The 26168-nt window shown below is 47.3% G+C and carries 18 protein-coding genes and 1 pseudogene; 4 read left to right on the top strand and 15 right to left on the bottom strand.

Features of this window, described 5'->3' with window-relative positions:
• Positions 1-9: 9 nt before the first annotated feature.
• From CHL74_RS06865 to CHL74_RS06930, 14 genes are all read right to left on the bottom strand, one after another.
• Positions 10-1062: a glycosyltransferase family A protein gene (locus CHL74_RS06865; RefSeq protein ID WP_094880426.1), complete on the bottom strand. Its 1053-nt coding sequence runs from the start codon at positions 1060-1062 to the stop codon at positions 10-12.
• 105 nt (positions 1063-1167) lie between these two features.
• Positions 1168-2676, bottom strand: coding sequence for a hypothetical protein (locus CHL74_RS06870; RefSeq protein WP_094880427.1), 1509 nt, complete (start codon positions 2674-2676; stop codon positions 1168-1170).
• A 21-nt stretch (positions 2677-2697) separates the two neighbouring features.
• Entirely contained in the window at positions 2698-3933 is a 1236-nt protein-coding gene (locus CHL74_RS06875; protein WP_094880428.1) for an O-antigen ligase family protein, read from the bottom strand.
• Positions 3934-3992: 59 nt separating this feature from the next.
• Positions 3993-5051 carry a hypothetical protein gene (locus CHL74_RS06880; RefSeq protein WP_094880429.1) on the bottom strand — a complete coding sequence of 353 codons (1059 nt, stop codon included), beginning with the start codon at positions 5049-5051 and terminating at the stop codon, positions 3993-3995.
• 35 nt (positions 5052-5086) lie between these two features.
• A complete protein-coding gene (locus tag CHL74_RS06885; protein WP_094880430.1) occupies positions 5087-7702 on the bottom strand; it encodes an SLBB domain-containing protein in 2616 nt (871 codons plus the stop codon).
• Positions 7703-7814: 112 nt separating this feature from the next.
• On the bottom strand, positions 7815-8564 hold the full coding sequence (locus CHL74_RS06890) for a tRNA threonylcarbamoyladenosine dehydratase (RefSeq protein ID WP_094880431.1): 750 nt from the start codon (positions 8562-8564) through the stop codon (positions 7815-7817).
• A 223-nt stretch (positions 8565-8787) separates the two neighbouring features.
• A complete protein-coding gene (locus tag CHL74_RS06895) occupies positions 8788-11187 on the bottom strand; it encodes a BACON domain-containing protein (RefSeq protein ID WP_094880432.1) in 2400 nt (799 codons plus the stop codon).
• 18 nt (positions 11188-11205) lie between these two features.
• Positions 11206-14094, bottom strand: coding sequence for a hypothetical protein (locus CHL74_RS06900; protein WP_094880433.1), 2889 nt, complete (start codon positions 14092-14094; stop codon positions 11206-11208).
• Positions 14095-14164: 70 nt separating this feature from the next.
• Positions 14165-15232, bottom strand: a complete 1068-nt coding sequence (locus CHL74_RS06905) for a FimB/Mfa2 family fimbrial subunit (RefSeq protein WP_094880434.1) — start codon at positions 15230-15232, stop codon at positions 14165-14167.
• Positions 15233-15327: 95 nt separating this feature from the next.
• Complete coding sequence (locus tag CHL74_RS06910) at positions 15328-17034, bottom strand: Mfa1 family fimbria major subunit (RefSeq protein WP_094880435.1); 1707 nt, start codon at positions 17032-17034, stop codon at positions 15328-15330.
• 125 nt (positions 17035-17159) lie between these two features.
• Positions 17160-18605 (bottom strand): DUF3868 domain-containing protein, encoded by a 1446-nt coding sequence (locus CHL74_RS06915; protein WP_176452190.1) that lies wholly within the window; start codon positions 18603-18605, stop codon positions 17160-17162.
• Positions 18606-18613: 8 nt separating this feature from the next.
• Positions 18614-19186 (bottom strand): DUF3575 domain-containing protein, encoded by a 573-nt coding sequence (locus CHL74_RS06920; RefSeq protein WP_094880437.1) that lies wholly within the window; start codon positions 19184-19186, stop codon positions 18614-18616.
• 844 nt (positions 19187-20030) lie between these two features.
• Complete coding sequence (eno, locus tag CHL74_RS06925; protein WP_094880438.1) at positions 20031-21338, bottom strand: phosphopyruvate hydratase; 1308 nt, start codon at positions 21336-21338, stop codon at positions 20031-20033.
• Between the two features lie 203 nt (positions 21339-21541).
• Entirely contained in the window at positions 21542-21958 is a 417-nt protein-coding gene (locus CHL74_RS06930) for a C-GCAxxG-C-C family protein (RefSeq protein WP_094880439.1), read from the bottom strand.
• A gap of 181 nt (positions 21959-22139) precedes the next feature.
• Between CHL74_RS06930 and CHL74_RS06935 the strand changes: the two genes are divergently transcribed.
• From CHL74_RS06935 to CHL74_RS06955, 4 genes are all read left to right on the top strand, one after another.
• Positions 22140-22697 (top strand): NUDIX domain-containing protein, encoded by a 558-nt coding sequence (locus CHL74_RS06935; protein WP_094880440.1) that lies wholly within the window; start codon positions 22140-22142, stop codon positions 22695-22697.
• A gap of 189 nt (positions 22698-22886) precedes the next feature.
• Complete coding sequence (locus CHL74_RS06940) at positions 22887-23615, top strand: UpxY family transcription antiterminator (protein WP_094880441.1); 729 nt, start codon at positions 22887-22889, stop codon at positions 23613-23615.
• A 15-nt stretch (positions 23616-23630) separates the two neighbouring features.
• A complete protein-coding gene (locus tag CHL74_RS06945; protein WP_094880442.1) occupies positions 23631-23984 on the top strand; it encodes a hypothetical protein in 354 nt (117 codons plus the stop codon).
• 744 nt (positions 23985-24728) lie between these two features.
• Positions 24729-26069 carry a hypothetical protein gene (locus CHL74_RS06955; protein WP_141241261.1) on the top strand — a complete coding sequence of 447 codons (1341 nt, stop codon included), beginning with the start codon at positions 24729-24731 and terminating at the stop codon, positions 26067-26069.
• On the opposite strand, the pseudogene CHL74_RS16180 reads toward CHL74_RS06955, so the two are convergent.
• A pseudogene (locus CHL74_RS16180) lies at positions 26066-26168 on the bottom strand (ISAon1 family transposase); the annotation flags it as partial. The gene CHL74_RS06955 and the pseudogene CHL74_RS16180 overlap by 4 nt on opposite strands.

Here is a 26168-nt window from a genome sequence, read left to right on the forward strand (position 1 = left end):
TTTGTTTCGTTATTGTTTGTGTTTCTCCTGGATGGTGCTGATCATCGCCGTCTTCTTCTTACGCCAACGCGACTCTCTGATGAGATAGAAAGCTACGGGCAGCTGTCGCGCCAGGCGTGCCGGAAGAATCTTCTGGAGCAGCGTCGTGAGGCGTATCTGCATCCTGAGCAGACGCGAGTGGCGAGAGTTTCGCTCACGTACGCTCTCAGCAAGGGCGTCTGCCAGCGAGCGGTTGATGCCCTTACCTGTCATGCCCTGATTGTAAATGCGGAGCATGCCGTCATAAAGGGCGCTGTCCCACTTGTGTCCGGCTATACGTCGGACCGCATCATACATCTTGCTGTTGGCAAGGACATGACTGTCGACGTGTGCCTGTGAGTTTATCTTCTTCGATATTGACGATGTAGTGATGATGCGATAACCGTAGTCCTGCAAGGCTCCGTCAGCATAATCATAGCGCAGTCCGGCTGCTATGGCTGAGATGTTGAAGTCGGCGTCCTGCAAAGAAAGGAGTCTGTCGTCCCACGTGAGACGGTTGCGGCGCAGCGAATCGGTGCGATAGATGTTGTTCCAGACTATGAACGGAAGCCTACGACTTGCGAACATCTTGACGTCATCCTCTGCCACACGGTATCCGAAGTCGTAAGGATGCGGCGCGGTGACGAACCGATTGTCCACATAAACGCCTGACGGGAAGACCATGAAGTCGAGGTCGGGGCGCTTGCTGAGCATCTCCACTCGCTGACGCAGACAGTATGGGGCTATGTAGTCGTCCGAATCGAACACGATGACAAACTCGCCACTCGCCATCTCCAGTCCGATGTTGCGGCAAGTCTGCGCACCCTTCGGCTGGCGGTCACGCCTTACCACTCGTATGCGACAGTCCTCCTCAGCATAATGATAAAGCAGCTGCAGCGTCTCTTCCTCCGAGCCATCGTCAATGGCAAGCAGCTCCCAGCCACAGAAATCATTGGCACGGATGCTGTCAATCATCGTTCTTACTTCGTCACGATGATTGAATACGGGCATTATTATGGTGAGAGGTATTCTGAGCGGTTCCATTATAGACTTTTAATTATTGCAAATTATATATTATAATATATAAACGCCCGACACAGTACAATATTGTATCGGGCGCTGTAATAATAACATTTTATTCGGTTTGAATCAGTGTTTACGAAGCAATTTGTTTCGTATAAGGGAGTTTACGTATTGGCGTTCGTTCTTACGCAGTCCTATGAAGTAAAGCAGCAGAACAAAGTAAGCATAAGCCACCACCACGCTCTGTATCGGTCCCGCCACCTGTTTCAGATAGAGCGTCGGGGCGAAGAGAAGCGTTATCAACAGCACCGGCACGTACGACCCGCGCACAAGAGCCCATACATCGAACTTCGTGATGCGGATGATGATGAACGGACGCACAAGGAAAACCAGGAACGAGAAGGCTATGTAGACATAGAACAGATATTCCGGCGGCATGCCACGTCGCATAGCCAAGTATCCCACGACAATCGAACTTACAAGCAAGGTGTTGACAATCATCTGATAGAGCTTTATCTTTCCCGTGGCGAACACGAAGTCGTTGACGCCGGCGTTGATGGAGAATATCAGGATGTCCACGATGAGCAGATGGGTGAACGTGATGGCATACGGCGGCACTTCCTTCAGCCACAGACCGAATATCACTTCCGGCGCAAGGATGAAGGGAATGGAGACGAAGAACATCGAGAGGTAAGTGGCTTTGGAAGCCAGGCACACCAAGGACGTGCAGCGGTCCAGATTGCCCGCAGCATAGTTCTTCACTATCTGAGGCGAGATGGGTTTCTGCGCATTGTTGGCAAATGTCTGAAGGATGGAACCGACGGAATTGGCGACGGCAAGTCCTGCGTTCATCGTGGTGCTGAAGAACATGTTGATGATGAGCGCACCGCCCTGCGCCTTGCCTATCGTGGCAATGGCACCGATGCCTATACCGATGGAGAAATTGAGCACGTCATAATACTTGCGCCACTCACGCACAAACACAAAGCGGGTGATGGCAGCAAACTGCCTACGGCAATAGGCGAAGAACACCAACGTGGGGAAGGCGGTCATGAATGCCATCACGTAGGTATAGATAATCAGCTTGTGCTCGAAATGGTCGATGAGCAGATAAGTGAAGAACAGCTTGAAAAGGCTCATCGCCACGTCCGTGGAGCAGAACACGAAGAAGCGCTCACGGGCTATGAGCAGTCCGTTATAGGGCACGCCGACGAACGACATGGCTGCTGCCACGATGGAGACATCAAAGACACGCAGCACAGTCTGCATGTCGCCGTCATAGCTGACATGGTGCATGATATACCAATGTCCGGCGGGCAAGGCTATCGCCACGGTCAGCAAGGCAATTAGCACATGTATGACAAGATTGACATTAAACTGACGGCACACCTCCTCCTCGTCGTTCTTGCCAATGGCTATGGCAATGAAACGGTTGGACGTGGTAACCATGATGGTGTTGATGATGCTTATGAAGGTGATGATGCAGGCTATAACCGAATAGAGTCCGTAGTCGCTGATACCCAAAGCTTGCAGACTGAAGCGTGTATAGAGCAGTCCGCTTATGGATATGATGGCGAGTCGGATGTAAAGGATGAGCGAGTTTACCGCTATTGATTTGTTTGTATTTTCCTGCATCTTCAAGTAGTTCTTATTTTTTTATTCTGTCGTCAGATTACGCTTGTCTGCATCGTATACGTAATGCGAATAATAGAGCAAGGCGAGGACGTAAAACATAATAGTGTACGGATACATCTCGAAGAGAGACATAACCCAAAGACATGCCACAGCAAGGAGCAGCAGCTGCATGTTCTTTATCTTCAGATACGGGTGAATGGTCTTGAACACCTTGCTGCATACCATTATATATATGCTCAGCAATATCACGCCGCCATGTATAAGGATGGAGAGAATGAAGTTGTGAGGACCGATGGCGAAGGCTGTCATATTGGCTTTGAACCAGTCGGCATCGGCGAATCCCCAGCCCCAGATTGGCGACTCCTCTATTATCTTCAGAGCGCTTTCCCACATGTGTGTACGGTAAGTGAAGGTGAGGTCCTTCTTCAGTACGTCTTCCACGATGTATACTGCCAGCTCGTTGTTCTCAAGACCACGTCCGTTGAACACCACGAATATCTGAAAGAGCAGAAAGACTGCGAACAGTCCGCAAATGGCAGTCAGTCGCAACTTGGACGTCGGCAGCAGACAGCAGACAAGGAAAACGAGAATCATCGAGAGTGATGTCATCGAACCTACCATCGCCAACGACGCCACAATGACAATGGCAAGCACTATCATGTTGACGAGCCAGATGCGTGAATAACGCAGACACAGCAGATTGCTTGCCAACGCAGCCATCATTCGACATCCCATCTGATTGTAGTTATTGCCGAACAGATAGCCGGTCGCACCCTTATAGTCGTCCACAAGCCAAAGCAACGGATGCGTCACGAGGTGTACGAAGTTGATCCACACACAGACGGTGAAAGCTATGGTGAAGCACTTCAGCACCATCTCCATGCGATGACGATAATAACGCATGGTGAGCAACATAAACCAGATGAAGATGCTGTTGTAAATGGCATTGCGGATGTCGTTGACATTTACGACCGTCAAGCCTATGAGGATAAAGAAGTAGAGGAAATTAAGAAAGCCGTATCGCGACATCTCCTTCTCACGCGCCACCAAAGCCAGCATAAACAGAAAGCTGACAATATTGACAGCCAACACACCATACGAAAGCACGGGCATCTTGAGCTCAGACAGCGATATGGTGACATTCAACACAACGAAGAATATCATCACAAACGGCAGCAGCGTCATGTCATGCAGACTGACGCGAGTGGATATTTTGTCAAAATACAGTGGTATTCGCTTGAAAGTGAACAGCGACATTTATGGGTCTCCTTTTTAATAAATAAATGGGAAGGCAGTGACGCCTCCCCTATTTTTGATTATGCTTTTGTAAAGAGCTGCTTGCGCGCAAGCCACAAGGCAGTGACGAAAGTGGCAAGAAAGCACATACCGAAGATAAAGATGATGCGCTTCGGACCGGCGGGCTTCACGGGCACCGTGGCACTCTCGATGGTGGTGAACGCCGGAGTCTTCTCCTGAAGCTTGGCACGCATCGCCTCCAGCTGGGTGCGCATGGCGCTGTAAGCGTTAAACTTCAGCTGCATCTCGTTCTCCAGCTCGTCACGCTTCGATATGAACGACTGGAGCATTACATCCTGGTTGGCATCGCAGTAAGCGCTGTATTCACGCACGCAATACTCATACTCACGCTTCGACTGCTTGGCGAGCTTCTCGTAATGCTCCACGTCCACGCGTGCCTTATTGGTGCGATACTTGGTGATGAAGGTCTGCAGATGATTGCGCACCGAGTCAGCCATTGTGGCACAGATAAGCGGATCCTGATCTTCCACCTTTATGGTTATCACCTCCGTCTTCTTATCGACGTCGCAACTAATGTTCGACTTAATCTGGTCGAGCAGCTCGCTGTCCTTCTTCGACATGCGGAAAGCGCTCATGCCTGTTCCCTTGCTGGGAGGACCGGGCTGGTCTTTCGAGGCGAAAAGCTTTGTCACCGAACGCATCATCTTCTTTACCGGCGCCGTAATGGGGTTCTTCTTCTGAAGCTTCGACATGTAGTTATAGTAGTCGGTATTGACAAGACCGTCCACTGACTTCACATTGATGCCGAGCAGCCCGATGGCAAACTCGTTGGAGCTGACCACATCCGGATAGAGAAGCGGATAGATGGCGTCCTGCGTGGCACCGCCAAGGTTAACGCCGAACTGCGATGCCAAGGACGAGAGTCCGCCTGCCATGTTCTCGCTCGTTGCCTCCGGAGCGAGCTTTACGCTGCAGCGATAGTAGCGTGGCTGCGGGAAGATATACAGGCACGACAGCACAAACACTATCGGCAGCACGATGAAGAACACCTTCTTCTTCGTCTTCAGCAATTTCCACACTTCCGTGAGGTCTATAACGTCTTTCTTTTGTTCGTTCATTGTTGTAAGAATATATCCGTGATTAAGTTTCTGGATTACTTCATTATATTAGAGATGGTGGCAATCATCGCTGCGATTGACGACATGCTTGATCCCATGCTCATCATCTCTGCCGTCGACATCTTACGTCTCAGCTTGGCAGGAACGACAATCTCGCAACCCGGCTGCACCTTGGCGCCATGACCGACCTTAGCCACCTTGCCGTTCATATATATAATGTATGCACGGCGCTTGACGGCATCGGCGGCGTAACCACCAGCCTGGTCGATGTAATAACCGGCACGCTTGCCCTTCTCGTAAGCCACGGTGTTGGAGTACATCACCGCACCGTTGATCTTCACCGTACCGTTATACTGCGGCACGATAAGGCGGTCGCCGTCACGAAGCACCACGTCGGCATCCGATCCCGGCCTCTTCATAGCCTCCTCAAGGTCCACACCAACGGGATATTCGTCAGGCACCTGGAACTTCTTGATGTTGGCGTTGGCAGCTCCCTGAGCAGTTGACTGCACGGCGCTGGCGTTATTGGACGAAGCGGCAAGCGTCAGAAGGTTCTTCTGCTGCTCCTCCTGCTGCATCTTCAGCACAGCCTCCATACGAGCCTTCTCTGCCTCGTTGGCCTTACGCATCAGACGCGCACCCTTGATGTAGGCGAGTCCGTTTGATCCGCCTGACATGCGGAAGAGGTCACTGAGGCGTGTGTTGTTGCGCTCAAGAGCGTATGTTCCGGCGTAAAGCACCTCGCCTTCCACAGTGACGTTCTGCTGCTCGGTGTAGCCCGGCGAACGCATCACGTAGACCTCATCGAAGGGCATAAGCGTGAAGCTGCGGTCGCCGTCCACAGCGAAGTTCTCCTTAAGCGCCATATTGAACGTACGTGCGATGACGCTGTCAGGACGTACTGCCTTCGCATCGCTCACACGGCGGCTGATGCTTACGTTGGAAAGCGAAGCCTTGTCGGTCAGTCCGCCAGCCTGTATGATAAAGTCTTCGACGGTCTCGTTGTCGGCATACTTATACACACCGGGGAACTGCACCTCGCCGCGTATGGTGATGGTGCGCTCCGTCATGCGCTCCGTCTTCGTGGCTACGAAGAGCACGTCGTTCTCCATCAGCGGAATGTCAGCCACCTTGCCGCTCATGATGCCTTCCACGTCCACGCTGATAACCTCCAGTGTGCGGTCCGGCTTCATGCGGTGCATCACGGCACGCGATGTGATGGCCTCTTCTGTCACGCCGTCAGCATGCTCGATGAGCGAGCGCACGCTGTTCACCTGTCCGTTCAGATTATACTTGCCGGGACGGAACACGGCTCCCTTTATCTCCACGGTGTTGGAGTAACGAGCCATAACGGAGTCTACGCTTACAGAGTCGCCGTCGGCAATGCGGAAGTTAGAGAAGTCGAACTCCTCCACGTTATATGCAGAATGGTCGATGCCGCTCTTGCGGTTGACGCTGACAGCCTTGCGGTAAGCGTCGCCCGTGAATCCGCCTGAATACTTAAGGAGCGAAGCTATCGACTCATTGGCTTTCATCTCATAATACATAGGACGCTTCACCTTACCCGTGATGTTCACGAGGCAGTCGTACGGTCCCACTACGATGACGTCGTTGTCGGCAAGGCGGACATTGCCAGTAAGCTTGCCGTTGAGGATATAGTCATAGATATCTACTACCGTAACAAGGCGGTTGTTGCGATAAACCTTGATGTTACGCAACGTACCTATCTCGTTCGTGCCGCCAGCCATGTAAAGGGCATGGAAGACAGTGGCGAAGGCAGAGAGCGTATACGTACCCGGAGTCTTCACCTCGCCCATCACGTTCACCATGATGGTGCGGGTCTGTCCCACGGTCAGACGAATCTTGCTGCTGCTGTAGCGACTGCCGAGTGTGGAGCGCAGACGAGCGTTGGCCTGCCCGACGGTCAGACCGCTTACCTGCACTGGACCGAAGCCCTCGATGGTAATGGTACCGTCAGGCGACACCGTACACTGTTCCGACTTCTGCGACGCTCCATACACGTCCACGAATACGGCATCACCAGGACCGAGACGATAGTTCTGCGGAGTGGCGATGTTCATGTTCGGCTCGAAGGTAAGCTCCTCATTGTTAAAGATATCGCGTCCGAACACCTTCTTCTTTCTGGCTTCACGCTCGGCAAGAAGCTGCTCCAGCATCTGCGCCGTATCGGGCACCATCTCGAACATCTCCTTCTGATAGTCCATAAACTCCTCGTCGGTTTCGTCGTACGTATGCTTATAGTTACGGTCGCGCTCCGACTTCACACGCATATTCGAGTAGTTCTGCGCATAGCTGTCAGCCTCACGTCCGTAGTCGCTGCGGGTGTACTGGTCGCGCGTCTTGCCGTTGTTGGTGCGCAGACGTGTATCCGTCTTCGCTGAAGTGTCGTCGCTAACATTGCCAAGACCGCCCTGCTTCAACTGGCGCTCATATTTATTGCGCACACGGCGAATCTGCGAAATGTCAACGCCACGCTGCATGAGGTCAGTGACAATCTGCGACTGCGACTTACCCTGCTCCTTCGCCTTCATGACGTACTGCATAACCTGCGTGTCGGTCATGGACGACTGTGCCGAGACAGCCATAGGCATGATCAACATGAAGATTAAATAAATCAAGTATTTCTTCATAACTTGTAGATATGTGTGTGTATTAGTATGGTTACTTTTTTCTTATTACTATTATATATTAACTCAAAATAATACATTTTGTTGTACCGAAAGCCATATTAATTAAAAGCTTTTACTTATTAAGCGCTTTCTCATATATATCGTCAAGCACCAGTCCGGCAATGGTAAAGCCGAAAATAGCCGTGATGTGCGACATCGATCCGTTTATCTGAGCTTTCTGGAACGAGCAGGGATCGTCGCCCGTGTCCGTGCCGCGGTTTTCGAGCAGTTCTTCGCTGTAGACGCACTGGAACTTATGAGCAGGAATGGTTTTGGCACGCTTCATGCGCTTCCTCAAGGCAGCGCCGAGCGGACAGCCGCGCACCTTCCAGAATTCAGCCACACGAATGCGCGTCGGGTCCATCTTGAGCGCAGCTCCCATTGACGAGAACAGCACAGCCCGCGTCTGGCATGCCAGCAGTATGAGCGCCGCCTTGTCCTTCAACGAGTCGATGGCGTCCACAATATAGTCATACTCGTCCAGGCAGAACTCCGAAGCGTTCTCCTCCGTAAAGATCTTCTGAATGGCAGTAACCTCACACTCAGGATTGATCTCCAGCAGACGCTCCTTCAGCGCCTCCACCTTCGGACGGCCCACAGTCTTTGTCGTAGCCATAAGCTGACGGTTGACGTTAGACAGACACACGCAGTCGCTGTCCACGATGGTGATACGGCGGATGCCCGAGCGCACAAGACACTCCACGCACCAGCTTCCAACGCCGCCGACACCGAATACGATGACGCGCTTGGAAGCTATCTCCCCCATTACATCCTCACCAAGAAGCAGTTCGGCACGCTTGAAAATGCCATTCTCTATTCCCATATTCCTAATAATATTCACATTGTTACAAGCTGCAAAGTTACACAAAAAAATCCCAATCACTTACTATTCCACTTTTATTTTCATCGGACAAGGAAGACAGAATCATTTTAGTAGATAGCATAATGGCTGTTTGCCGTCAACAGACCGGCAAACAGCCATTATTGATTTATTCGAAGTCAGCTTGTTGTTTTTCCAATAGCCTAACGACACATATATCAGGACATTACTCTGCCACAAGTCTTACGGGCATGGCACGGTATCGTCCCTTATTCATTCCAGACGAACCCGACACAAATCGGTAGTTTGACAAGTTAAGGCTCTTACCGAAAGCGTCAAGGTACAAGTACCAGAAGCCGTATTCAGGACTGGATGACGAGAATCCCTGATAGTCAGACAGGCGTGAGCTTGTCCATAGGTTGGCATGATAGCTGTCCTTGTAAACCGCGTCCTCGTCGTTCTTGCCCTCATAATATCCGCTCATAGGGATAAATATCTCGGGAATATCCCTGTTTCGCGTAGTAATTCTCAGACAGTTGTACTTCTCGCCATAATGAGTCGTCTCCTCTTCTATCGCCAAGTTATTGTTATTGTCTATAAGACCTTGCAGACACATGTTGTCGCACACCTTGAAGTTGCCTATTGCCAGAGCATCTACCACATCATTCTTATTCTTTGCATCTGTAGAGTTGGTAGCCTCCGAAATCTTAAAGTAGCCGCCTATTGCTCCTATGTTGTCTTTAAGGGCGGTTGTGGAAGGAGAATAGTAGCCGTTGTTTGTGGCACCAAGGTTGCGGTCGAGCATGTAGTAGACCTTGTACTCGGTAGTTCCGTCTTTTTTAGTAACATGAGCCACTACGTCAACCATCTCATAATAGTACCATCCCGAAGCCTTGCTCTTGCCAAGCTGATAGTCGGTTGCTGCCTTTCCGGTCAGATGTGCGAACAGTCCGACATGATAAACCGGGTAGGTTACCTTAATCTTGGTTCTCGCGTTGGTGATGGTTATAATGGTAAATGCCTCATCGCTAATCCACCTATTATAATTATTAGGCGAATTGTCGGCCAGCGTCACCTTGTAGAATCCACTGACGCTTTCCTTGTCCACCTTAACTCGTGTGTCATTACACGTAAGTTCGTCGCCCTGAAGCTTCGGAATGAGATAGTAAACCGTATTGTTGCCCACAAAGAAGTGGAGTCCGTCGTTGCGCACTCCGCCTTGGTTTTCCGCCGGTGTTATGCCCTTAAGCGAATCGTCCATCCATTTGAAGTAGTTGCCTTGCTCTTTGGACGAAAGTCCGTCAAGTCCTCGTATCTGCACAATTCTATTTGGATCAGTACGGAAGTCGTAGCCCAACTGTGTAATCGCTACATTGAGCGACAAGTCGCCTGATGTTATTGTCACAATACCTGTATGCGCATCCGATTCATAGTTCTTGGATAGAGTAAGCTTAATGGTGTACAATCTGCCTGTTGACGAGTGGTGTCCATCGACAGCAGATGATGGCAAATCAATATACGATGCTTCTGATTTATAATCAGTGGGAACTGTAATCCAAGAATCGTTCGAGACAACGCTAAAATCATTATACTCACTATCTTTTGGCTTGGTTGTTACAAACGTAATTGTAGCCTCCACGGCATTACCCTTTACAGTCTGCTTGCCACACACGCCAAGTTCGTAGTCCTTACATGCTATCATTTTCATAATAGGCGGATTGTCGTCCACCACTTCTACAGACAGTCCGTTCTCTGGCAGATTGGCTTTAGCTTCTGCTTCTGACGAATAGCCCGCATGATTTACAGCCGTGACCTTCACCTGATAATGATGGTTGCGAAGAAGAGCCATTTGGAACGCCACCTTATAATAAGTCTCTGGTCCTTTATTATACTTTGCCTTGATTATCATGTATGCCTTGTCGGCTGGTGTCTCGTAGAAAGGATGCTCGCCCATACTATAGTCTTCCTCATCCGCGTAAGCTACCGACGAAGGCAGAGACACATCGTTATCCAACTCAGTGGTGGCTATTGTGCCCTTTGTTGCCGTGTTGAAGAGCCTGAAACCAGTAATCTCGAAGTTGGTCAGCTTACTATCCTTTGTAACAGACGCCTTGGCAAACTGTCGGAACAACCACACTTTGGTACTGCCACTAAGCAGGTCTTCCACCTTTACGCTTCCCCAACAAACGGGAGCGGTGAGTTTGGGGTTGCCCTCGCGTGTTGCGTTGTACAGGTTGTTCTTGCCATCAGCATCCTTGGCGTCGCTCTCTGTTATGTCGGTGTTGGCTACAATATGTAGCGTGACTGTTCCGGGCTCAGCCTTCACCTTAACATCATAAGTGTCGCCGCCCTTAGGCTTGATGTCCGAACTCGTGATTTTGCTCATGCCGAGATACTTGTCGTCAGCATCGTAGCACAATACGCAGAGGCTGTTGATTTGCTGCTGCTCGGTTGCTCGTGTCGCCACAGTATTCTTGGTGAAATTAGGCAACTTAAGAGTCAGCACAACTCCCTCCGACGGCACATCGGGTGTGTCGCCACCTACAATGTCTCTGATGTCGCTGCAAGCAGCCAACACCACAGACAAGAGCATGAAGAGCCAAATTGTCAATTTCTTGATATACATATCGTTGTCTTTTAATTGTTACTTTTTAAAAGGGGCTCCCTTCTTCCACGTCTGTGTGTCCGGATCGTAACTGCCTTCTATCACATAGCGTACACAGTTGCGACCGTTAATCGTTCTTATAACCGTTCCTGATACTGGATAGTTATCGCCGTCGAACAGTATAGGAAAATTACTTTCACCATCTAAACCTTCTAACTTAACTCTCAGATTCTTGTCGTACTCTCCTAATGGGGCTTTGAGGTGGAGTATGGTCTTGTACCAGGTTTTGTTATTGCTGTCCTTTCCGTATTCCGTGCACTCAAATTCGTTAGAAAATTTGCAGGTATTGCACCACATTGTAAATTTACCTTTACCATCACTACTGTTTACTCCATATTGACAATACCAACCATTTATTTTTCTGCCCTTAGTATATATGGTATACTCTACGTCTACAACGGTAGGTTTCTCATCATATACTCTGTAGTAAGGATCTGACAATGGGTCGTACAGATACCAGCCTTCACGATCCTCATAGTTGAAGAGTGTGATGCCGGGGTCGTTGTGATGGGTGAAACGATGCGGCTGGTAGCCCGTACCGGTGTATGTACCATTGCTGAAAATCAGCAGGGTCTGTCCTGGCTTTATCATCTTTTTAGCAGTAGTCTGTGCCTGTCCCTTATTGTTGTTTCCTAAAGACTCAGCATTATGCGCTATACTATAATAGTACCAACCAGGGTTGTTATTGTCAGCCTCCATCGAGCCACCAGGCCACCCTCCGGTGAAATACCATTCTGCGACATTCTCGTCCTTTGTACCATCAGCCTTTGTCTCACCTATCTGTGTGTAGATGTAGACCTTGTGAGAGTCCTTGTACGACTTACGGTCTATCTTCCAGTCAGCACACCATCCATCTCGCCAGTTGTTGTTTTCTTCAGAATTATTGTAGGCTTCTTCATCAAGCATATTAGAATGATCGAATTCCTCAAGGTTACTTGCGTCTTTAGTCTTCGCCAAGTCGTTTATGGCTCGCATATAGATACGATAAGGACCTACTGGCGGACGCACCGTTACACGTATCTGCTGCTCAATCTGTTTCTTTGTACCGTCTTCACCTATCGACTTTACAGTAAACGTATGTGTGGTTGTTGTCTGAGGGTCGGTTATTGCCGTAATAGTAAATGTGCCTTCTGCCAATTGAGTATTTTCGCACTTGATGTTTATTGTCGACTGAGCATACGAAACATCATGTCCGCCACCAGAAACCGTCCAGCCATCAGGGAACTGAATGCCACCAAGGTTGGTAGTGAACTTCACCACCTTTGTCAATTCGGGTGAATTTTCAGCATCATACTGTATTACAATATCCACAGGATCCACCTTGAAGTATGGTGTAACATCGTACGATACATCAAGATATTTCTTTATGTTGCCAGCCTTTATCCATACCTTGGCAGTACCTGTAAGAGCATTAGCTTCTGTAAAGTCTTTTACCGAGAGTTCTGGATTTATACTGAATCTTATACGATGAGTTGCAATATCATTAGTTGCGACAATAACGGGCAACTTTCCTGCTGAAATCTTTTCAATCTCCGTATCACATCCGAACTTAATGTCGCCATTCGTTACATTTGTCAGATAGTCGATAAATGCAACTTTTTGCGATTCTACCTCTGCCTTTGTGCTTGATACCCAAAGCGTAGTATGGTTGAAGTCTGCATCTATAGTTGCCATCTGCCACTTCTCTACACCCACAACACAGTCGAGATCGATGTTGCCCAGACTCTTTATGCGTCCTACAATCTCGTAGTAAGTGCCGCGTGGGAAAGTTGGAACTTCAGTTGTTGAGGTCTCGTCCTTACGATGTCCAAGGTTGATGTTGTAGCTGTTAGCGATGGCAGAACCACCTACAGCACCATCTACCTTCAATGCCGACTGCTGCGAAGCCTGTGCCACATAGCGCTCGGGCAGATAATATGTGGCACGGAAGAGCCACTTCTGTTTGCTGTCTGCTGGTTTAGCTACACCCTCTCCTTCAACTGTTATGATGTCCTCGTTGTTGACATTGGCATTGGCTGGGGTTTCTGTCCACGAAGTATAGTAAGAGCCATTACTCGTAGATGCCGTAGCGTCGTACAATTTCGGCTCGATGCCCTTGGCATAGTCGTCGCTTACATTGGGGTTAGTGAACTTGCCGTCCCACAACAGACTGGTCTGTGGCGAGAGTCGCTTGCCCATAATGTCGGTTATCTGCAATCCGTTAGACTTCAACGCTGCATCCATGTCTGCGTCTTCGGGATTGTATATAAGGTTAAGACACACCTTTACACAGGTGAATCGCAGATTAGCCATCACGGTCTTAGGAGTCGTGTCCGTATTCTTTATGGTAATTGTTCCGTCAGTAGTTGTGCCGTCGGCTGCCTTTGTGTCAGGCTCGTATATCATAGGGATGTTATTGGCTACGGGCATGCCTGGCTTTGACACCGGAGTGTAACCCAACACCACTTTCTTCAAATCGCCTTCAGTTGTTATGCTATTGACATCGAGCACATCCTTCATGTTTGCCACTACGTACACACGATAGGTGCCGGGCTTGATCTGCAACTTATAAGAAGCAACTTTCTCATTGAGCATGTTGCTTGCCTCAGGCGATGGAAGTTCCTGCGAAAGGAATGTTCCGTTGCCGTCAACGGGGAAGGCATAAAGATGCAGGTCGTTGATGTTGCACTCCTCTACAGAGGCATTGTATGTAGGGTTGCTTGGGTCGAGACTGCTCGTAACCTCATCGCCTTCACGGGTTACCGGTACATAGACACACAGATTGCCCTCAGACGGTGCTGGTGTGTTGTATACGTCGGCATCATCTGTGCATGCTGCCAGCAACAACAGGGCAGCAACAGAAAGGAGTATGTCTGCAAGTCGTTTCATTTATTTATGTTGTTATTAGGTTTCTATGTATTTTAGTTAAGAAGTCGCTGATAGTTGAAGGGGGAGAAAACTACAAGCTTATGTGTTGTATGCGCTTTGCCCAATCGAGCACACCAACAGAAAGGTTCAGGTACTGCCACTCGGTTCCGATGAGGAAGAAGTCGAGGCGATAGTCATACTCGCGGTCGAGATATTCCTGGATGCCGTAGTTCTGGGCGGCATAGGCATCGCGTCCCTGCTGGAGGATGTCGGGCAGGTTGATAAGAGCGACGGTCTTGCCCGACACCTTATTATATATATGTAGCATGGCGTTGCGATCGTTCTCCCCAGGAGAATAATACACCAGTCGCGAGAGCATCAGTCCGGCATGAGCCGTACGTTCCTTCACGTAGCCCGAAGCATCGCGGAACTCAGTAGTCCATGTACGGAAAGGCGTATAGCGAAGCTTGGTGTCGCGAGCTAAAGAGTTGTCGTAATTGATGTGGCCGTTGTCGGCTATCACCTCGTAGCCGAAGTCGTCGGCAGAGATTTTGTCAGGTGCGTCAATCTGATGCAGCGAGATGGTGAGCTGCTTGGTGTCGCGCACCAAAGAGATGGTGTCGTGGGTGGCTTCCATGTCGCGCACGGCTGTAAGGTGCTGCGAGCGGCCTATCCACAGCGTGTCGAGTGGAGCCGAACAGTCGACGTCAGCCGTTTCGCCCGCACCATTGCGGTCGAGCACGGCACAGAACTTTGTCATGTCCTCGCCGTCGGCGGGAGCATGAATGCGAAACTTGGCGCCCTTGGTGGCAAGCGCGTCCTCATAACGCTTCTGCTTGGCAATGGCGAGAAACTGATATTCGCCAGGCTGCAAATTGAGATGTACGGCAAAGTCATGGCGGCGGATGGGAGCGTCGGTGTCGGTATTGAAAGCGTCCTGACGGAACAGATACTTGCCGTCCTTATCGTACACCATGACAACAACGCCTCCAACATGGTCGTTGAAAAGGTCGGCGCGCTGCGTGTTATAGTCGTAGCGGAAGTGCAGGTAAACGCCATTGTCGCATGGCTCAAGGTCGTCGTGCATCAGCGAGCAAGAAGCCAGCAAGGGTGCAAAGGCGAGTAATGAGCATAAAGATTTAACCAGTCCGTGAAACATAATGTTTGCCGTTAAATTAATTAAGATTGATTTAGATGTTGATGTTTGGATAGTAGCGGAGGCCGGAGACCTCCGCCACTTTTATGCTTTACAGTTTAGAGGTCGATGCTCTGGCTGCGCTTAGCCCAGTCAAGAATCTTAACCTCCACATTGATGTACTGATCGTTAACGTCGTCAGGATCTGTAGGATTAACCTTAGGAACGTCAGGATAACCAGGACCACTAACGCTACTTACAGAAAGCTCGTACCAGTTGTTACGTAGAACACCGTAGCGACCAAGCCAGTTAGCATTGTTTCCTTCGTATGTCTTATCACCGGGATTCCAAGGAGTAAGCCCGTTGAAGTGCATTACACGTGCGACATAGTAAGAAACGCCACTCTCATACGTAGACAAACCAACTGCTGCGTCTGTTGATGTAGCTTTCTTGAAGCCGAGCTTTGCATTAATCTGATCAACCTGTTCATCATTAAGAGCGGTTGTACCATAAGTAATATTAGCAGCAGCAACAAGACGTACACCAGACTTTGTCATGTCATTGCCTTCAGCATCAAGTGTTACAGTTACCTTTGAAGCATTAGCCTCACCAAGAACCTCCTGTGCCTTAGCCTTAATCTGTGCTACGACATCAGCAGCATGCCACAACTTAGGACTGTTACCAAACTTATAGAAAGTCTCTCCATCTGCAAAATTATCAGGTGTGTACTTGGCAGAGAACAAAACTCGTGTTGTCTGACCCTGCACCATGTGATCAATGTCGAAGGTATTCTCAAGACAGTACTGAGCCTTCTTTGCTTCAGCACCAGTCTTAAAGTTACCCTTTGTTGCCATTGTAAACTCACGCTCGCAATCAGCTACAGAAGCGAAATCTGTGCTGTAGTTAGGATCCAAGCCCCAATATACGCGTGGGAACTCTGAAGTAAGCTTTGTGTCATGGAAACGATCCATTGATGCACCATTGGTAGCAGCAGGAGTAGTTGTTGTTTTCCATGTATCAGCCCACAATCCTTCTGTTACATGTACAGGGTATGTCTTGGTATTGGTAACATCAAGAGTCCAACCAGTAATGTCAACCTTGTCACCAGCAAAGTTGCCATCTGCAATATCAACATGCTCAGCAGAAGAAGAAGCGAGAGAAACCTTAGCAAGACCACGCTCTACGTATACTGTAGTGGCTGTAGAGTTCTCAGCCTGCTGCTTAGAAGCGTAAATGTTCTTGATTTCAACAAGAGTTTCAGGAGCGCCAGCAACATACTTAGGTGCATTTGCCATAAAGAAGCCGTTGTCATACTTCAAGTAGTTGGCAGTTGCGTTAGCCTCATTCTGGCTCCAGTCAGCATATGTCTGGCCTTCAGTAGGATAAGTGATTTTCGCAGCCGTTTCAGAATTGTTGTTGAGAACAATAAGAGCATAATAACCCTTATTTTCACCAACTTCAGCCTTTGTAATTTTGGCTGTCAACTTGGCTGTTGTGGTAATACCATTTGTCTCGCTTGATGTCCAAGGCTCCATATTACCAAGGTCTACAGACTCCTTGAATACGAAATCACCAGAAGCGTTTTTCTGGAAGAGAAGAAGAGCAGCGTCCTTTACTGCGTACTCGTTCTTATCACCTCCGTCGAATGTAGGATCACCTGCCACACGAGTACCGCTTGTTGTCGGCAGATTGATTCTGAACGAAGCATAGGCTTCACCTGTCTGGTTGCCTTCATGGCCGTTAGAAGTGAGGTCGTCATTGCTTGAGCAAGCGACCAAGGCTGTAGCCATGACAGCCATACCGAAGAGATTCTTAACGTTTCTCATAGTTAAAAATTTTAGTTGATAAATATTAATTATTTTTGTTTAAGTTTAAAGCGTAAGGAGGCTGGGAAGGGTGTTTCGCAGCACCCTGCCCTATTAAGAGAGAAAAATTATTATTAAGTTTTTCTTTATTTCGTGTTAGCGATGCGGTCGGCATTTGCCTTGGCATCCTCCGAACCTGCGGCAGCCGCCTCCAAGAACAACCGGCGTGCTGACTGATAGTCCTTTTTCAGCACAGCCAGAGTGCCACGAGCGTTCAATGCCTCGGCAGAATTGCCGGCTTTCTCCAGATGTTTCTCAGCCGATGCCATGTCGCCTTTCTGCAAGTCGGCACATGCAGCATTGAGGTTGGCTGTCGGGTCGGCAGGGAACATACGCACGGCTATGTCGAACACCTCGTTGAACTCCGGCGAACCAGCCTCCATCGTCTGTGCCACAAGATACATCTCCAGCAACGAAAGCTGCTGCGGACGGGTTCTGAGTATCTGCTTGGCTTCCTCAACGGAGAAGGGACGCACGGTATAGCTAACGGTATAGTCGCTATGGCGCAAGCGAGGATAGATGTCCTTCATTATCACGGCATAGTCCTGCGGATAGAGCTGGCGGATGCGCTTGTCCTTGTCGTCGGGAGCAAGGCTCGAGACTGAAATCTTAAGGATTTCGTCCTTATTGGCCAGTTGCGACTGCTGCACCTTACTGCGGAAACCGTCCCAATCCTCAGGCGTATAGTCTGAGCTGAACAGCTTGGCGTCAATCGGATAAAGCTGCGCCACATAATTCTTCAGAGCCGCCGCACGCTCACGTGCCAGACGCTCGTTGTTGGCATAAGGACCTTCAGGCGAAGCATAACCGTGAATGTTGATGCCGTTGATTTCCACGTTCTTGTCATTGCGCACAAGGTCGATGGTGTTAGTTATCTTAGCCAGTTCGCGTGCGTTCTCGAAGAGGTCTACCACGATGTTCGTCTTGTTTACACGGAAGCTGAGATAAGCCTCGCCCTTCTCGGCACGTTGCTTGCGAGCCTCAGCGAAAGGCTTGACAAACGTAAGAGCCGGCATCCATGCGCCGATATTGTCAATGGTGGCAAGGTGGAGATTGTCGAGATTCTCCCTGTCGCCACATCCGCAGACGTCCTGAGTGGTAAGCAGACTCAGACGGTCCGATTCGAACGGACGCTTGCGTGTTACGCTCTGGGCGTAGCTGACGCTCTGACGTGTGCCGTTCTTTCTGACAACCACCAGCGGCTGCTGGCTGCCCGTAGCACCAGAAGCCAATTCACCGCTGCGCTCCATGCGTATCTGCTTTGACCTGCCATTGATAATGATAGGTGACAGAGCTATGGTGTCGCCGTCGGCAGCAAGCATCGGAGTGAAGACGAGCTGCTGCTCAGACTTGAGTTTCAGGTTGTTGAGATTGAGGCTGAACGCCACATCCACCCTGTTACCCTCCACATACGTATGCAGACTGTCTATGGCTACAGCTCCAGAGGCAAGCTTCTGTGCCATTGCGGAACCGCAGGAAGCAGCCCCTATCAGGCATGAAATGATGATGCGTGTAAACGAATTAGTGTTCATAATGCTGTTTAGAAAATATAGATCATACTGAGAGCGGCCTTTGTCGGACCGACATAGTTGCGATGGTTCTTCTCCAGGCATCTGGCGCAACGTCCGTAGAGCTTGTACGGGCTATAGGCATAACCGATGCCCAACGACGCCTCCATGTTCCAATGGCGCGAGAGCAGCCATTGATAGCCATAGGTGACACCCGCACCTATATACCATCCTTCATAGTGTCGTCCGCTCTTCGTCTTGGGCAGGATGCCGAACGGAAGGTCCACGTTCTTGACGTTGTATTCGCCGGCAAGAGCATGCACTCCGAAGAAGCTGCCTCCGAAGCGCTGGCATGTCCACCAGCGGTATTCCGGCTCCACATTCCAGATGCGCACCTTCTTGCCTCCGGAAAACTCCCAAGGATTGAGCGTGGCAAACAGCTGTGCTGTCTGCTTCTCGGCGATGCCTACCTCAACACCTGCGTTAAGCGATGTCGTAGCCCAACCTAAGAGATTGGTCTTCAGAGCCACGTCCTGCGCCTTTGCCGCGCCTGACGATGCTAACAGCATCATTGCCAACACGAATATATAAATATGCTTTATCATATTTAGGTTTTTGTATCTATTAACTATATTTCAGTTTAAGTATATATATCTTCTAAAGCAGCCTTATGAATGAGTGTTTTTATGTGTTTCGCATCATCATAAGTTGTGTTTTTGTGTACCTCGACTCAATCAAGGTCTCGCATAGTTTTTACGATGCAAAAATAGTAATAACATCCATAGCCTACATCAGACTTTCATCAAAATGTTGCATTTTTATTGTGCAAACGTTTTCACAAATCCAATGCAAACATTCGTCATTGGTAGTGACGTCCACCAACGCAAATATCGTACAAACAAGTAAAAACCTGTTACAAAATAAAAATCGATTATAGAGATTTCAGAAGCCGTTTTCGATCGTTTTTGCCATCAGCAAAGCCCCTTTGACAGTCAAAATCAAAGCACCACCCTCCAATAGTGCCACTATTACACCCCAATAGAGCCACTTTTACACACCAATAGTGGCACTATTAGGATGCAATAGTGCCACTATTGCACCCTAAAACAGCCTCTTTTACACACCCATAATTTACGTCCGCCACCCACAAACCACCTAACTCACTGTATACGAACAACATAGCCTCAACTTCTCATAACTCAAGAATTTCGCACCAAAGATTTCCTCGTGCGCCGAGCTCACAGTATTGAGCGTTAGAAATGCAAATATTGTCATGGCAAGAATGTTTTCCAAGCATTCTTGCTTTGCCGTTATGCAGACTGTTAAGATAAATAATGACTTAAGCGAAGGGAATAAAAAAAACAAAGGCATTGACAAGCCGTCACGACCTGTCAATGCCCATCTGATCCGATTGTGATTTATTCAAAAAAAAGACTGTTTACTCGTTTCTTATTTCAGTTTCTGATAGCCGTAGGATGCATTATCGCCCAACTGCTCTTCGATGCGGATAAGCTGATTGTACTTTGCCATACGGTCGGTACGGCTCATAGAACCTGTCTTGATCTGACCAGAGTTGGTTGCCACAGCGATGTCAGCGATTGTGGTATCCTCGGTTTCACCGGAACGATGTGAAGTAACGGTTGTGTAACCATGACGATGAGCCATCTCTATAGCATCCAACGTCTCGGTGAGCGAACCAATCTGGTTCACCTTGATAAGGATAGAGTTAGCCGCTCCCATCTTGATGCCCTTCTCCAGGAACTTCACGTTCGTAACAAAGAGGTCGTCGCCAACCAGCTGGCAACGGTCACCGATGGCAGCTGTAAGCTTCACCCAGTTGTCCCAATCGTTCTCGTCAAGACCGTCCTCGATGGAATCGATAGGATATTTGGTGATCAGTTCTTCCAAGAACTTTATTTGCTCTTCAGCTGTGAGTTTCTTGCCGTTAGGATCCTTCTTCTTGCCATCCTTCAGCTGGCGATAATCGTAATACCACTCACCATTCTCCTGAACAGCAAACTCGCTGGCAGCGCAGTCCATTGCAATCTTCACATCCTTTCCCGGCTCATAACCGGCATCCTTGATTGCCTGACAGATGCTCTCAAGCGCATCCTCTATGCCGTTGAGTGCAGGGGCGAAACCACCCTCGTCGCCGACAGCTGTGGAAAGTCCGCGGCTCTTCAGGAGCTTTGCCAAGGCATGGAACACTTCGGCACCCATACGGATGGCCTCCTTCTCTGTAGGAGCCCCCACCGGACGAATCATGAACTCCTGGAAAGCAATCGGCGCATCAGAGTGAGCACCACCATTGATGATGTTCATCATAGGAACGGGAAGTGTGTAAGTGTTGCAGCCACCGATGTAGCGATACAACGGGATGCGGAGATACTCGGCAGCAGCATGAGCCACTGCAAGCGATACGCCAAGAATGGCATTCGCACCCAAGTTTGATTTTGTCTTGGTGCCATCCAGCTCCAACATCTTATGGTCGATAGCACGCTGCTCCAAGGCTGAGAATCCAACCAAAGCCGGTGCAATTACGTTATTCACATTCTCTACGGCCTTTAATACCCCCTTGCCACAATAGCGGCTCTTGTCGCCATCACGAAGCTCCAAAGCCTCGTTCTCACCTGTTGAGGCTCCAGACGGAACTGATGCACGGCCTACAACGCCAGACTTTAATGACACCTCAACCTCTACTGTAGGATTGCCACGAGAATCCAGGATTTCTCTTGCATGAACTTTTTCAATAATCATAATACAATAATACTTTTAACTTTATAAAACTATATTCAAAACCGCATGAACACAACATCGTGTCGCATAAATACGGTTTCTTATTCCGAGTGCAAAAATAGTAATCATAAGAAAAAGCTCCAAATTCAAAGCATCCTAAAAAATAGGTATTTTTTTTAGCCACGCATTGTCTTTACAGTCTTATCCCATATTTACGGACGCCTTCATTCATCATCTGTGATGGCATAAATTCCTTCCTTTTCCAGGATTTCTTCCAGAAATTCAGAAGCGTCAGCCACGCAAAGAGGGCATTCGCGAAGCACCTTTCCTGAACCCACCCCTTTGAGCAATTTGCATTGTGTGGCACCGTTGCGCTGCTTGAATTTATCCATAATCTGTCTCATGCCCTTGACGGACTTCGCCTTGTCCTGGGTGGCAAGACCGAGTATGATGCCTGCGCCTACGATGGCTCCGCAAGTTCCCTCCATATTACCCATACCTGCTGCAAAGGCATTGCCAGCATTCTTAATGGTTTCTTCTTCCATGCCGGCGAAGTCGTGATAGGTGCAGAGCACAGCCTGTGTGCAATTATGCGAACCACAACGCTTCTTCTCAGCTGCTATGTCTTTTCTTGTTTCCATATTATTATCTCCTTGTTATTTTTATTGGTTGTTTTGATTTCGGCTACAAAGATAATGCTTTTATTATAGATACATAAAAGATATCAGCTATACATCAATAGATAATTTCTATCGTTAGAATATTTGGCGTGGCGAAAAATAATATATATCTTTGAGAAGTGAAACTTACACAAGATAAGATATGAAAGAAAAAATGTATTCATATAAGTATCCGCACCCCGCTGTGACAACCGACTGTGTCATCTTCGGATTTGACGGCGCAAAGCTTAAGGTTCTGCTGATTGAACGAGGAAACGAACCATATAAAGGACGATGGGCGTTTCCTGGTGGCTTCCTGAATATGGACGAAAGCGCCGAGCAAGGTGCAAGGCGTGAACTGATGGAAGAAACGGGAATGGTGGCTGGATACATGGAGCAGTTTCATGCCTTCACTGATCCTGACCGCGATCCTCGCGAACGAGTAATCACAATAGCCTACTACGCCCTGTGCGAGATTCAGGAAGTAACGGGTGGCGACGATGCTGCAAAGGCCCAGTGGTTCAGCATCGACGAGATACCGCAGCTGGCGTTCGACCACGACCGCATGCTGCATCTTGCTCTTTCGGCGCTGCGAGAGAGACTTCATTTCCGACCCATCAGCCAACTGCTGCCCGAGAAATTCACAAAGGAAGAACTACAACTGCTCTACGAGACAATAATGGACGTAAAACTCGACAGCCCCAACTCTGCCAAGAGATAAATCAGACACCGGGGCTACACCCTATATACTCCATCCGTAGCTCGGGCATATTGGCATGCCTCTTCATTCGAAGAAGAAAATCTTTTACTTTCCTTTTTTATGTAGGTTAGTTTTCATACCTTTGTAGTCAAATTATGACAATTCTATCAAGAATAAGTCTATTGGTTTTAATCTAACCTCTGAACAACATTGGAAGATACTACCAACCTGTCTCCAAAGGCAGACGCTTCATTGTATAATGGGCAGCCAACCGACACTGGCTTATCGTGTCCAAGTGCAGGACTTACCTCTTGTACGCCCTCCATCTCGAAGAACAAAGGTGGGGTGTCGGTAGAGAATGTGCTTGATGCAAGCAAGCAATGGTTTGTTCTGCGAGTTTCATATGGACGTATTATCAAGGCAAAAGCATTTGTAGAAACTAAAGGATTTGAATGTTATGTTCCAATGCGTTATAAAGAGGTAAGGAAGCAAGGAAAGAAGCGAATCATAACAAAGCCTCTTCTCCCATCATTCCTTTTTGTTCATGCTACAGCAGAGCAAGTAGAAACCTTGCTTCACGATAACAAAGTTGCATCAAATGAAAGCAGACCTTTATTCAGCTACTACTTCGACCATACCATCCATCGTCAAGACAATCCCGACCGCAATCCACCACTCACAATCCGAGATGAAGCCATGAACAACTTCATCCGCCTCACCTCCATTAAGAATCCTCACATAATTCCAGTCACATCAGACAACATTCAGTTCAAACTGGGTGATATGGTTGTTGTTACCGAAGGTGAATTCAAGGGTATACGTGGCAGAGTTGCAAGAATTGCCGGGCAACAGCGTGTTGTTGTGGAGTTGTTCGACGGGTGTTTGGTGGCTACGGCGTATGTGCCGAAGGAGGCGATGAAACTGTATAATGAAAATTAAATTACAACAACGTTTATGGCTAACGAAACAAAGAATGTATTAAGTCTCGAGTCAAAAGACGCAATGGATTTCTTCTTGAAATCTGAACAATATCATGGTTTTGAACTCCCTGAGTTTTTTGTATTTGACGAACTTCCTCAAAATGATAAGAATGCTGTTGACGAAAGACTTTATGAGGTGTGCTTGGAAAATGGAGTATTAACAAAGCAATTACCATTTCTTGATTCTCTTTTGGGAGCGGAATTAGTCTATATATGTAGAAAAATTTTAAGAAAACGACAACCCAAGATATTGATCTTTGATAGATTGAAAGAACTTCGTGAACAAGCGAAAAACCGCAATAGTAAGTTGAAGCTGCACTTGAATTGACACGCCACCTACAGCAAGATAGAGAATGGGAAATATATGACGTTCGTGGATAAAAAAACACAATAAAAGTCAAAAAATACGCTATGAATAAAAAGAAGACAGATTTAGATGTTGATAATTTGTTCGAAGAATCGAGCAAATTGAATGGCACAGAGCTTTATGTAGATGCTCCATAGACACAGAGGCTTTCTATGTATTTGACCGTGGATACAATGCATTCAAGGAACTTTTCAAAATACATCAGCATGAATCGTTCTTTGTTGTGCGAGCCAAGAAGAATCTACAATACAAATGCTGTAAATGGAGGCGCAGGTTGCCAAAGAATATATTGACAGATGCTGTGATTGATTTCACTGAATACAATTCATACCAGAAGTATCCGGAGGAACTCAGACTCGTCAAATTCTATAATGAAGAAAAGGTAGGGAGTTTTCCTTCCATAGCCTATTGAAACCTTGTTGCTATCGTACAACATGATTTGCAACTTAAACGATCGACTTATGAGGTTCTTCAGATTCTAAGCATTTCTCTTATGGATAAGACACCACTCGTAGTTCTCTTCGAAAGGACTGATTTCAATAATGTCAAAGAACTCGATTGTCCCCTCTTTCCGGAGTTATTTGATTAATATTTAACTGGTCCCGATTTTAACGGGACACTAATGAATCTGAGTATAATACAATTCTGAGACAGCTGTAGCAGATATTGGCCATACAAGAACTATGGTACGACATATAAAATTCAATGACTTTACAAGAAAATTTAAATAATATGATGGGATTAGACGATATAATGATTAGTTTTGCCGTATCTGTCGGAGCAGGTATTGCAACCAATTTGATAGAGGATATCAGAAGCAATAAGAACTTGGACGCAAGAATGAATAAATGCTTTAATAATGCTTTGAAAAAATGGGAGGTTTCTCAGGAAACACGTAATAATTTACATAGTGAGTCTCTTAATTTCTATTCGGATTTAGCTGTCTTTTTATCTAATCCAGCAAAAGGGATAAATCCTAAGATTAAAGAATTACTTCATTTGTGGATTAAAGAAATACAAAATGACGAGATTTGTGCAAATTACATAATCTCTCACAAACAAGATGTCGCAAACTGTAAACTCAATGATGTGTTAGTCTCACTGAAGAACGATATTCTGACGACTATTAATATAATAGCGGAAAGACAAGAAAACATGTTGAAGAAACAAGATGACATGATGGAATTCTTGCAAACACAAATGCAAGCCCTTACAAAAGACGAAACAATTGATCAAGCGAAAAAACTTATTGCTATTTTACGTGGGAGTATTGCCGAATTGATTGAAGATCTCAAATTGACTACAGTCAGAAGGGTCATTGAAGAAATTGAACTACAATATGCTTCTGTGATAGAAAACAATCAGGAGTTAAGGTCTGAAATAGCATATATAAAAGGGTTGACTTTGTTGTTCTCGCAAAGCCCAAAGGCTATAGAGCTATTTCATGAAGCATATATCATTCGTCCAGATGTGCCTAACTATATGCAGATGGAAGTACGAAGATGTTTGGCAAAATGCGATTATGAAACAGCAAGGAAACTCTCTGAAGAATTAGGAGACGAAAGATATAAAATAATTGTTGATATAGTAAGTTCTAATAATAGTGCTTCTGCATTCGCAGTAATACCAGAGAATATTAAAAGAGACATGGAAGTGCGTCAAATAATGCTTGAAAGTCTTGTCGTGAAAAAAGATGCAAATTGTGCGTTTTTATTTGATTGCGAAGACATAGATCTTCCAGAATCATTAAAAATGTCAAATATTTATCAGTGGTTATTCTTGCTATCAAAAATTAGGTGTGAAACTGGAGACTTTATTGTTCTTTCATTTAATGCTTCTCAGATTGATAATTTAAAATCGGCACAAAAAGCGGTAAACCTATTTTGGAAGAAACTTGAAGAAACTGAGATAAAAGGAAACTTCTATCTGATAGCCTGTTTACATAGTTATTGGAACTTTGTTTGCACACAAGATAAATCATGGGCGGATTCATTTCTCTCAATAGACCGAACAAATTTGGCTCACCTGAAAAAGTGTGTGGATTAAGCATACAATCTTGTTAGTCTGAAGAGAAAGAATTTCTTGTCAATGATACCCCGAAGTTGTGCTCTGAAATGCTTGACTTTTGCATTGAAAGATTCTGCA

This window comes from Prevotella sp. 885, from assembly GCF_002265625.1.
Classification (GTDB): Bacteria; Bacteroidota; Bacteroidia; order Bacteroidales; family Bacteroidaceae; genus Prevotella.

What these genes read in the sequence shown, in the direction of transcription:
- CHL74_RS06865 (WP_094880426.1), bottom strand. Translation starts at nt 1,062, where the DNA reads ATGGAACCGCTCAGAATACCTCTCACCATAATAATGCCCGTATTCAAT.
- CHL74_RS06870 (WP_094880427.1), bottom strand. Translation starts at nt 2,676, where the DNA reads ATGCAGGAAAATACAAACAAATCAATAGCGGTAAACTCGCTCATCCTT.
- CHL74_RS06875 (WP_094880428.1), bottom strand. Translation starts at nt 3,933, where the DNA reads ATGTCGCTGTTCACTTTCAAGCGAATACCACTGTATTTTGACAAAATA.
- CHL74_RS06880 (WP_094880429.1), bottom strand. Translation starts at nt 5,051, where the DNA reads ATGAACGAACAAAAGAAAGACGTTATAGACCTCACGGAAGTGTGGAAA.
- CHL74_RS06885 (WP_094880430.1), bottom strand. Translation starts at nt 7,702, where the DNA reads ATGAAGAAATACTTGATTTATTTAATCTTCATGTTGATCATGCCTATG.
- CHL74_RS06890 (WP_094880431.1), bottom strand. Translation starts at nt 8,564, where the DNA reads ATGGGAATAGAGAATGGCATTTTCAAGCGTGCCGAACTGCTTCTTGGT.
- CHL74_RS06895 (WP_094880432.1), bottom strand. Translation starts at nt 11,187, where the DNA reads ATGTATATCAAGAAATTGACAATTTGGCTCTTCATGCTCTTGTCTGTG.
- CHL74_RS06900 (WP_094880433.1), bottom strand. Translation starts at nt 14,094, where the DNA reads ATGAAACGACTTGCAGACATACTCCTTTCTGTTGCTGCCCTGTTGTTG.
- CHL74_RS06905 (WP_094880434.1), bottom strand. Translation starts at nt 15,232, where the DNA reads ATGTTTCACGGACTGGTTAAATCTTTATGCTCATTACTCGCCTTTGCA.
- CHL74_RS06910 (WP_094880435.1), bottom strand. Translation starts at nt 17,034, where the DNA reads ATGAGAAACGTTAAGAATCTCTTCGGTATGGCTGTCATGGCTACAGCC.
- CHL74_RS06915 (WP_176452190.1), bottom strand. Translation starts at nt 18,605, where the DNA reads ATGAACACTAATTCGTTTACACGCATCATCATTTCATGCCTGATAGGG.
- CHL74_RS06920 (WP_094880437.1), bottom strand. Translation starts at nt 19,186, where the DNA reads ATGATAAAGCATATTTATATATTCGTGTTGGCAATGATGCTGTTAGCA.
- eno (WP_094880438.1), bottom strand. Translation starts at nt 21,338, where the DNA reads ATGATTATTGAAAAAGTTCATGCAAGAGAAATCCTGGATTCTCGTGGC.
- CHL74_RS06930 (WP_094880439.1), bottom strand. Translation starts at nt 21,958, where the DNA reads ATGGAAACAAGAAAAGACATAGCAGCTGAGAAGAAGCGTTGTGGTTCG.
- CHL74_RS06935 (WP_094880440.1), top strand. Translation starts at nt 22,140, where the DNA reads ATGAAAGAAAAAATGTATTCATATAAGTATCCGCACCCCGCTGTGACA.
- CHL74_RS06945 (WP_094880442.1), top strand. Translation starts at nt 23,631, where the DNA reads ATGGCTAACGAAACAAAGAATGTATTAAGTCTCGAGTCAAAAGACGCA.
- CHL74_RS06955 (WP_141241261.1), top strand. Translation starts at nt 24,729, where the DNA reads ATGACTTTACAAGAAAATTTAAATAATATGATGGGATTAGACGATATA.